At 59.3% G+C, this 9,081-nt stretch carries 11 protein-coding genes; 7 read left to right on the top strand and 4 right to left on the bottom strand.

Going from position 1 to position 9,081, the window contains the following annotated elements; translation table 11 throughout:
• From BSZ31_RS17430 to BSZ31_RS12415, 3 genes are all read right to left on the bottom strand, one after another.
• Positions 1-127 (bottom strand): transcriptional regulator domain-containing protein (locus BSZ31_RS17430; protein WP_240605787.1); only part of this gene is annotated, 127 nt, incomplete at its 3' end.
• Between the two features lie 57 nt (positions 128-184).
• Complete coding sequence (locus BSZ31_RS16925) at positions 185-352, bottom strand: hypothetical protein (RefSeq protein ID WP_168426971.1); 168 nt, start codon at positions 350-352, stop codon at positions 185-187.
• A 121-nt stretch (positions 353-473) separates the two neighbouring features.
• Positions 474-809, bottom strand: a complete 336-nt coding sequence (locus tag BSZ31_RS12415) for a DUF2958 domain-containing protein (protein ID WP_105029018.1) — start codon at positions 807-809, stop codon at positions 474-476.
• A gap of 285 nt (positions 810-1,094) precedes the next feature.
• Between BSZ31_RS12415 and BSZ31_RS12410 the strand changes: the two genes are divergently transcribed.
• The 7 genes from BSZ31_RS12410 (at position 1,095) to BSZ31_RS12380 (ending at position 8,144) form a co-directional block, all read left to right on the top strand.
• Positions 1,095-1,385, top strand: coding sequence for a helix-turn-helix domain-containing protein (locus BSZ31_RS12410; RefSeq protein ID WP_105029017.1), 291 nt, complete (start codon positions 1,095-1,097; stop codon positions 1,383-1,385).
• Positions 1,386-1,620: 235 nt separating this feature from the next.
• The gene (locus BSZ31_RS12405) at positions 1,621-2,595 is read left to right on the top strand and encodes an IS5 family transposase (protein WP_055392831.1); all 975 of its coding nucleotides are present in this window, start codon (positions 1,621-1,623) and stop codon (positions 2,593-2,595) included.
• A gap of 310 nt (positions 2,596-2,905) precedes the next feature.
• Positions 2,906-3,592: a hypothetical protein gene (locus BSZ31_RS12400; RefSeq protein ID WP_206018601.1), complete on the top strand. Its 687-nt coding sequence runs from the start codon at positions 2,906-2,908 to the stop codon at positions 3,590-3,592.
• 32 nt (positions 3,593-3,624) lie between these two features.
• Entirely contained in the window at positions 3,625-4,392 is a 768-nt protein-coding gene (locus BSZ31_RS12395; protein WP_105029016.1) for a hypothetical protein, read from the top strand.
• Between the two features lie 145 nt (positions 4,393-4,537).
• Positions 4,538-5,736, top strand: a protein-coding gene (locus BSZ31_RS12390) for an IS3 family transposase (RefSeq protein ID WP_105029015.1) whose coding sequence is annotated in 2 segments (ribosomal slippage) — positions 4,538-4,805 and positions 4,805-5,736 — 1,200 coding nt in all. Because the reading frame shifts where the segments join, the coding sequence is not laid out codon by codon here.
• Between the two features lie 53 nt (positions 5,737-5,789).
• The gene (locus BSZ31_RS12385) at positions 5,790-6,788 is read left to right on the top strand and encodes a PIN domain-containing protein (RefSeq protein WP_206018600.1); all 999 of its coding nucleotides are present in this window, start codon (positions 5,790-5,792) and stop codon (positions 6,786-6,788) included.
• Positions 6,789-7,025: 237 nt separating this feature from the next.
• On the top strand, positions 7,026-8,144 hold the full coding sequence (locus tag BSZ31_RS12380) for a hypothetical protein (protein ID WP_105029014.1): 1,119 nt from the start codon (positions 7,026-7,028) through the stop codon (positions 8,142-8,144).
• A gap of 156 nt (positions 8,145-8,300) precedes the next feature.
• Here BSZ31_RS12380 and radC read toward each other — a convergent pair whose 3' ends face one another.
• Positions 8,301-8,807: a DNA repair protein RadC gene (radC, locus tag BSZ31_RS12375; protein ID WP_105029013.1), complete on the bottom strand. Its 507-nt coding sequence runs from the start codon at positions 8,805-8,807 to the stop codon at positions 8,301-8,303.
• Between the last annotated feature and the right edge of the window lie 274 nt (positions 8,808-9,081).

Here is a 9,081-nt window from a genome sequence, read left to right as displayed (position 1 = left end):
GCAGCCAGTCGCGCCGGTAGTCGGGGTTGCGGCGCAGATATTCCCAGGCCAGCGCGGGGCCATCGAGGTGCAGCGTGTAGAGATACGCGGCGGTCGGATACCAGTGTTCAACGCTCGGGTCGGCCATGACGATGCCTCCTGACGGTCAGCAGGAACGTCGCCACGGTTTTCGTGGTGCGGGGAGCTATCGTTTCAACATCAAAGCGTCATCATGGTCGGGTAAGGTGTTGCTGCTGGCGTCAAGACTGATTGGCTCCGGTGCATTGCGAAAATCGTCTGAATGCGACGGCTGCACCGCCAGGAATTGGCGGTCAGCATCGGACACCGTGCCGCAATCCGCGCCGAAGACCATGACTATTTGCAGCAGGGTCGCACCGCTTCGGTGCAAGAGTGCGGATTCAGACCGGCACGGTCTTGAGTGAGACTGAAATAGTCACAATGCGCTGCGCTTGGCCTCGCTGCGTGGGCCTGCGTCAGTCCGTGATCGAACCGTTTTCCTGCGCCAGCCGGACGTACTCCGACAGCGGCCGCGTGGGCTGAAAGTAGCGATCACGCATCACCGGCTGCTTGTTCGGCCCGACGATGGACGCCAGATCGGACAGCTTCACCGTCCCCAGCACCGGCAGGCCCAGCCCCAAGTCGATCAGTCCCCAGGCCGTATCGCCATCGGTCGGGTCGAGCGCGGCCAGCAGCCAAGTGGCGTGGGCGTCCGGGGTAAACAGTCGCAGGACGGGCAGCGGATCGTCGGCGCGGGCCTGGGCGTTGGCGAGCAGCCGACCGCGTTCCTCATCGGTGATGAGCGCGTTCATGGCTGACCTCTCTCCTCAAAGGAACGAAGCCGCCGAACCGCATCCCCGCTTGCGCACGAAACAACAGATACGCAAGCCCGCGAATCCGCAGAAGCACAAAGGCACGAACGTGCAAGGGCGCAAGTCAGTAGAGGCACGAATGCGGTTCCCTGGATTTGGAGCAATCCGCAGATGCGGATTTCCGTAAAGGCACGAAATCGTAGAACAACACCAAATGAACACTATAGATTGTAGCCCTATAGGGCGCAATGGGCTGTCATCTTGGTTTTTGCGAGGAAACCATAGGTGGCGGCAGCGTACTCGTTGGCGAAGGCATTGAAGACGGTCAGGAAAGCGCGTGGCTTGAGCCAGGAAGCGTTCTCCGACGTGTCGAGCCGTACCTACATGAGTACGCTGGAGCGCGACCTGAAAAGCCCGACCATCAGCAAGTTGGCCGAGCTGTGCGAGGTGATGGAAGTCCATCCGTTGACGCTGTTGACGCTGGCCTATGCCGGCGACAGCACGCGCAAGACCGATCAGCTTCTGGCGCAGGTGCGCCAGGAACTGCACGAGATTGGTCAAGATGGTTCTGAATAAACGATCGGCAAGGAACGAACGTTCAACGCCATCCCCACGAAGTGATGGACTAGTCTGGACGTGCAAATGAAATGGAAAAGCAGGAACCTCAGAGAACTCGCCCACATTGTTTGTGGTGATACTGACAATTTTCGTTATCGTTCCAGCAGCTACATCACTGAATTTTTCCAGGATTGCGACCTAGGGCAACGCTGATTAAGGTCCACCATTGAGAGGGGTCAAACGTTATCCGCAGATGAAGCAGCAGACCTTGGCAATGGCCGCAGATCAAGACAACGGATTCGAGCATTCGCGCAAACCCACCCGACGCGAAGAGTTCTTGCGGACCATGGAGACAATAGTGCCATGGGCCGCTCTGTGCCAGGTGATAGAGCCGCACTACCCCAAAGCAGGCAACGGCCGCCCGCCCATTGGCCTTGAGCGCATGCTGCGCATCCATTTTCTTCAGCACTGGTTCAACCTGGCCGATCTGGCGTGCGAGGAGGCTCTGTATGACAGTGCCAGTCTGCGCCGCTTTGTGGGGATTGACCTGGGCCGCGAACGCGTGCCCGACGCCACCACGCTGCTGAAGTTTCGCAAACTGCTCAATGAGCAAAAACTGGGTGAAGCCCTGTTTGCCAAGGTAGGCCAGCAATTGCAGGAGCGCGGCTTCAAGGTCAACACCGGCACCATCGTGGATGCCACCATCATCGCCGCGCCCAGTTCTACCAAGAACGCCGACAAGGCGCGCGATCCCGATATGCACCAGACCCGCAAAGGCCAGCAGTGGTATTTCGGCATGAAGCTGCACATTGGCGTGGACAGCCAAAGCGGGCTGGCGCACAGCGCCGTGGTGACGGCGGCCAACGTGCATGACAAACACCCGCTGCCCGATCTGCTGCATGGCAACGAGCAGCGCGTGTACGGCGACTCGGCCTACGCCAGCCAGAAGGCTCTGATCCGGGGCAAGGCGCCCCAAGCCAAAGACTTCACCAACCAGCGCACCCGCCGTGCAGGCGAGGTGGACGAAGTTCAGCGGGCCAAGAACCGCAACAAGTCACGCATCCGCGCTCGGGTAGAGCATGTGTTCGGGGTGGTCAAGCGCCTGTGGGGATTCACCAAGGTGCGCTACCGCGGGCTGCAGAAGAACGCCACACGCGCATTCACGGCCTTGGCGCTGGCCAACATTTTCCTTGCCCGAGGGCGACTGCAGGGACAGGTGCGCCCGTAAGGGTGGAAATCGGGCCTCAAGGCCCTGCGAACGGCCCAAATGGGCGGCGCAAGAGGCCACAAAATCCAAAAAATGGCGTCTTCCGCGTTCGCGCGGGAAATTTCGAGGGCTTGTTCAGCGTAGCCCTAGATTATGTCCATGACGGGTCAACCCGATGGGCATGGGTTGCGAGCAGGCTGGAAGAAGTGTTGTCACTACCACATCCTAGCCCATCGGTTCCGCCAGACGCTTCATCCGAATCGTCCGTGCCACCCTCGATAAAGGCGACGCGCAAGACGGTGACCCCGATCGAAGCAAGGCACTTGCTGCGTTGAACATCGTACTAGCACGCGAAGGTTGGGAAGCGTTCTACGACGAGCAAGGCGTCGGGCAACTTCGTCACATTGCCACGAATACCGTTGCGCAGATGGCAAACCCGCATCGCCCGCTGACTCCAGCGGAAGTCGAGCGTCGGGAGCAACTCACTGCCTACTTAAACAAATGCTCCGAAGATGAACTGATCGAGGAAGTGTTACTACCACTGTTCCGTCAGCTCGGATTTCACCGCATTACGGCAGCCGGTCATAAAGACAAGGCGCTGGAGTACGGCAAGGACGTGTGGATGAAGTACACCCTGCCGACCCTTCATGTTCTCTACTTTGGTATCCAAGCTAAGAGAGGAAAGCTGGACTCATCAGGTGTCGGCAAGGCTGGCTCCGCCAATGTCGCCGAGATACACAATCAGGTAAACATGATGCTCGGGCACGAGATATTCGATTCGGAACTGAACCGCCGCGTGCTGGTCGATCATGCTTTCATCATCGCCGGCGGCGAGATAACGAAGCAGGCGAGAAACTGGCTTGGAAACAAGCTTGACGCTACGAAACGTTCGCAGATTTTGTTCATGGATAGGGATGACATCCTCAACCTATTCATCGTTACGAATCTACCGCTGCCGAAGGGAGCGCTACCTCCCGAGAAGACTGTAGATCAATTCGATGACGACATCCCGTTCTAGCAGCCGAGTACCCGACCGAGAAGCACGATCACATGTCCCGCCCAATGCCGGAATGGTTCACGATCTCCGAAGACGCCACGCGGAAGGTGATGGAGCGCGTCGGTAGCGCCGTCACCGCCAATGCAATGGTGCCGCAGGTGAAATCGGCTCCAATGCTGGCGCACTGGTTCGTACTGGATTCCCTGCTGCTGGCAAATCAGGCCAATCGCGACGGAATGCACGCCAATGCCCTTGCGTTGACGCGGCAATGCGTAGAGGCCATCAGCATCATCGAGTTGGGGATATGCGGACATCCCGATGCCGAAGCAACACTGCTTAACTGGGATGCCGATGAACTGACACCGGGCAAGCTGCGGGCATGGCTGCAAGCGAATGTCTGGCAGGGGTATGGGGTGGGCCTTTGGAGCGAGTCTTGGTCCACCTTCATGCGCGAGTTCGCTGGCGCTGTTCAGCCCTATGCTCACTATGGTCGCGCTCTTGCGCAATGGCAGCTACGTCTTCTTCGCTTCCACGATGCAGGCCAGCCCGATGCCGACTCGCATGCCATCATTGAGATGCGTCCGCACGCCTACGATGCGCAAAAGGCGACTCGCATCACCCTGTTTCACGCCTTGCTTTCCTACGTACTCGGGCGAACTTGGGCGGCGGCGAACCCTGCCGACGCGGAGTTCGCCGCTCTGATCGCGCGACTTGGCTTGGCACTGGGCAAGTCGCGTTATCTCGATGGGCATCAAACCGACTGGGGCCAGCAGTTCTGGGCGATGGTCTGGGAGCGAGGCGGCGGAACGATCCTAGAATAGTCGCCGCGCCTCATAACAATAGTTAGCCATTGCACTGTCTGGAGAGATCCTTGAAACTGCATCTGTTAATAGATACATGCGTGAGGTTACCCCTGAAAAGTGGAGTTCTTAACCCTTGTTGAAAATACCGACGAGGAGTTGAGCAATGAGTGACAAGCAGGTGCGTGCGCAGTACACGCGTGAATTCAAGCTGGAGGCGGTTCGACAGGTCCGCTCGGGTCGGGCGATTGCGGTAGTGGCCAAGGTGCTGGGCATTCCCAAGGCCAGTCTGGGGAACTGGGTGAGGCTGGCGGCCAAGGGCGAGCTCGGCGGCGCTGATGGCGGTGACAAGGTCGCCAAGGTGTCTGCCGAGCAGATGGAGATAGCGCGGCTGCGCGCTGAGAATGCTCGCCTTCGCATGGAGCGCGACATCGCAAAAAAAGCCGCGGCGTACTTCGCGCAGGACACGCTGCGAGGTACGCCTGGATTGACCAAATGAAGAACCGCTACCCGGTGAGCGTGTCATGCGAGGTGCTGGAGGTCAGTACCAGTGGGTACTTCAACTGGCTGCGCCGGCGGCAGGCGGGTCACGGTGGTCCTGCAGGACGCCACAGTGACGAAGCGCTGCTGGCGCACATCCGTGCCATCCACGCCGAAGTCAAGGGCGAATACGGCTGGCCACGCATGCACAAGGAACTGCGGGCCCGCGGCATCCGGACGGGCAAAGACCGGGTTCGCAAGCTCATGCAGCAGCACGGCATCAAGGCCAAAACGAAGCGCAAGTTCGTGGTGACCACCGACAGCCGCCACAGCCTGCCAGTGGCCCCCGACCTGGTGCAGCGGCGCTTCAATCCAGAGGCACCAAACCAGCTGTGGAGTGGCGACATCACCTACATTCCGACCGACGAAGGCTGGCTGTACCTGGCCGCCGTAATCGACCTGTTCAGCCGTCAGGTGGTGGGCTGGAGCCTGCAGCCGCACATGCAGGCCAGCTTGGTCAAGGATGCGCTGGCCATGGGGTGGTGGCGTCGTCGGCCGCCAGCCGGTCTGATATTCCACAGCGACCGGGGCGCCCAGTATTGCAGCCACGAGGTCCAGGAGGCTATGAAGGGCTGGGGCATGCGGTCATCGATGAGCAGGAAGGGCAACTGTTGGGATAACGCTCCAACGGAAAGCTTCTGGGGACGGTTGAAAACGGCCAGCGTGCATGGCCACAAATTCGCCACCCGTGAGCAGGCCAGGCAGGCGGTGATGGACTGGATGGCTTTCTACAATCACCGCAGGCTGCATTCGTCGCTGGGCTACCTCAGCCCGATGCAGTATGAGCAGCGCTGGTACGAGGCACAGCGCAAAAAGGCCGCGTGAATCGTGGGTTAAGAACTACACGGAACAGGGGCAAGGTCAGCGTTTGGCTGGATTTGGCCAAAGACTATCGGCAGTTGCCGCTTCTTGATGCGCTGGTCGCCATGAAAGAGGCCGGCGAGCTTGAAATAGTGCTCCCAGAAACCGTGGTAGAGGAATTCAACCGCAACAAGGAGCGAGTCATCTCGGAAAGCAAGCGCAGCCTTTCAAGCCACTTCAGGCTAGTGCGCGAAGCGATGCTAAAGTTCGCGCCCCAAGATGGACGCGATACCGCGATTCAAAGATTGAATGAAGTTGATCATCGAATTGCCGTTGGTGGCGAGGCGGTGAACGATGCGGTCGAGATCATCGAAAAAATGTTCGCATCAGTGACTCATATCGCATTGACCGATACTATTAAGGCTCGGGCCGCAGATAGAGCCATCGCAAAGGTTGCGCCGTTTCATCGTCAACGCAATGGGATAGATGATGCAATCCTCATCGAGACCTACATTGATGTGATTGAGGCCAAGTCCAGTACAGACGACGTGTACGGCTTTGTGACCCATAACACTCACGACTTCAGCGATCGTAGCGGTGACACACGTTTGCCGCACCCCGACCTAGCTGCACTGTTCGATAACAGCGGTTCCCGCTATGCGACGAACCTTGGCCCACTATTGGGTGAGTTCGCCGAAGACCTGCTGGACGAAGTAAAGTTTGAGCGAGAATTTGGTCAAGAGCCACGCAAACTATCCGAACTGCTAGAGGCCGAACACAGGCTTTTCAAGCAGGTCTGGTACAACCGGCATTGGAATCTGCGCACCGCCATAGAACGCGGAAAGCACAGGCTAGTCAGCCGAGAGGAGTGGGAGCAGATGCCCTCCAAGGAATGGAATGATGTGACCATCGATACCGTCTGGGAAGGAGCTCTTGCGTCAGCCAAGCGAACCGAGGATGAGCTTGGCCCGGACGAAATTGGCCCGTGGGATGATTTTGAGTGGGGAATGATAAATGGCAAGCTGTCTGCCATCCGGTGGATGTTAGGCGACGATTGGGACATGCTCGACACATAATGTCGTTTCATTGAAACGACAAAACATTGGGCGTAGTCAGATAACAGAACGAGAGCGTGTTCTGAACTTTGAGCGCCGCAATAGCAGTGAGGCTAGAGTGCGGTGATGCCCCGCAAGGCGATACCGCGTTGGGCGCTGGTTTGGAAGTAGGGGCCACAGACGTGCAAGCTTGGCTCTCAAACGGCACTCCAACGGTGGGCTTGGCCGGCCGGCTTTTGAAGGATAGGCGGTGACGCGATGAAGCTAAACAAGGCTTGGTGGGAGCATCTCGCGCCGAAGTCGATGATTGCACGGCGGCGCGAGGTTGAGCAGCTGCTTGAAGACTTCGTGCGGTCCTCCGACTACGGGCGGGAATGGGCGCGGGTGGCTGCGAATCCCCACGGTGTGTTTAGGCTCAAGCCAGGCCAAGTGATACCCGTGGTGCGCATGATTTTCATGGGCGACCGTCCGGGGTTCATATCTCCGTTCCGGAAGCTCATGGATGGGCACAGAACGGTGGACCGCAAGCTAGAGTACGGTCTTGGCGCCCTGGGCGAAGGCGAGTTAGCTATCCAGCCTACGATTTCGGTGGAAGTCGTTACTGACCCCGCGTACTTGGCTGCGGCCATGCGCGGAGCTACGCAGATTGACGAAAGCACCATCAGGAGCCCTAGCCTTATATTTTCGGTGCCCGCGCACTTCCTGCTATCGCCCAAGCACTACCCCGAACGCGCATACGTCCTCTACCAGCACATCTTCGGCGCTGGTGCGTCGTACCCCGACGACGGGTCCTTTTATGTGGGTGTGTCCACCCGTAGCTGGCAAAAGCGTTGGTCCGAGCACCGTCGTGCGATTGAGACGGGCAGTCCATTGCTTTTCCATCGCCGATTTCGAGAAGAGCAAGAGGGTGGGCGTCTCACGTACGTGCACCACAAGGTGATGGCTATCACCGACGATCTGGAGCAGCTCTACGAGGCGGAAGAGTTCTTGGTAGAAGGGCATTGGGATGACGAACGCCGGCTCAACATGGTGCCGGGCGGAAAGAGCGGCCTGCGCTACCTGCGCGAAAACGGATTGCTTTCGAAAGGCGTCGTTCCTCTGCCCGATGACCGCGACAAGATTCTGCACAAGTGGCTGAATGACCATCCCCGCTTGGGATTACCGGCGCCATGGGTCGCCGAAAAGTGGAAGGACAACGACTGGGCGATAGCGCAGATTTGCGGGCGGGACGGGCGCTTATCCGTGGTCCAAGTGAAGGCAATACGCGAGCTCGCCAAAGACCACACGCCCGAGGAAATTTACGTGCGCATCGGAGCGAAAGACGTGGACCAAGTGAAACGAGTCTTGGATGGAAAAACCTACGCACGAATAGCCTGATCTCCCAAGTGCTGTACCAAGCCACCACGGTTCGCACGGACTGCACTTCCTCGTCTTTGCCGTGCTCAAACTGCCCAATGCCGCACGACTGCTGGCTTCTGCCAGTAGTTGATAACAAGCTCTAGGCGCAGCAAAAAGGGGCCGAAGCCCCCAAAATCAAAGCAAGCCGCGCTCTGCGAACGATGTGGCAACGGCGCCTGCGACGATGACGTGATCCATCACGCGCACGTCCACCAGCGTCAATGCCTGCTTGAGCTGCTGGGTCAGTGCCCGGTCGGCGCCGCTCGGCTCCGGGTTCCCGCTCGGATGGTTGTGGCTGACGATGACCGCCGCCGCATTGAGCCGCAGCGCCTGCTTGACCACTTCGCGCGGATGCACTTCGGCCGAGTCGATCGTGCCGTGGAACATCTCCACGTAGTCGATCAGCCGATGGCGCGTGTCCATGAACAGCACCGCGAAGACTTCGTGCTCGAAGCCGGCCAGCTTGGCACGCAGGTAGTCCTTCACCGCCGCCGGCGACGTGAACGCATCGCCGCGCTGCATCTTCTGTTCGATGACCTGGCGCGCGGCTTCCAGAATCTGGTCGGCGTCCGCCGGCCGGTAACGACCGCGGCCATCGCGCACCATCAGCGGCGTATCGAGAGAGAGGGTCAGTTGCGACATGATCGTGCTCCGGTTGCTCGGGCGGAATTGCCCGGAACCGGCGCTTCACGGCGCAGCGCAAGCCGTCACAGGAGCGCAGCCGGCCACGGCCGCAAGCGTGCGAGCACGCGCAGTCCTTGCACGGCGAGAACGCCGTGATACGGTGAAAGAGACAGCAAGACCGCCCACACCCGCCTACTGCACATACCCGCCTTTGGGCAAGCGGAGCGCGCAGGCCCGGATCAACAGGCCGGGCCGAAGCGTCAGGGGGCAGCGCTGAATGGCCGCGATTCGG

The organism is Limnobacter sp. SAORIC-690 (genome assembly GCF_002954425.1).
Classification (GTDB): domain Bacteria; phylum Pseudomonadota; class Gammaproteobacteria; order Burkholderiales; family Burkholderiaceae_B; genus Limnobacter; species Limnobacter profundi.
The sequence above is the reverse complement of the archived record's forward strand: the minus strand, read 5'-3'. Positions and strand labels throughout refer to the sequence as shown.

Bases quoted from the DNA above. Each gene is read 5' to 3' on its own strand.
- BSZ31_RS12405 (WP_055392831.1), top strand. From the start codon at position 1,621: ATGAAGCAGCAGACCTTGGCAATGGCCGCAGATCAAGACAACGGATTC.
- BSZ31_RS12395 (WP_105029016.1), top strand. From the start codon at position 3,625: ATGTCCCGCCCAATGCCGGAATGGTTCACGATCTCCGAAGACGCCACG.
- BSZ31_RS12380 (WP_105029014.1), top strand. From the start codon at position 7,026: ATGAAGCTAAACAAGGCTTGGTGGGAGCATCTCGCGCCGAAGTCGATG.
- BSZ31_RS16925 (WP_168426971.1), bottom strand. From the start codon at position 352: ATGGTCTTCGGCGCGGATTGCGGCACGGTGTCCGATGCTGACCGCCAA.
- BSZ31_RS12415 (WP_105029018.1), bottom strand. From the start codon at position 809: ATGAACGCGCTCATCACCGATGAGGAACGCGGTCGGCTGCTCGCCAAC.
- radC (WP_105029013.1), bottom strand. From the start codon at position 8,807: ATGTCGCAACTGACCCTCTCTCTCGATACGCCGCTGATGGTGCGCGAT.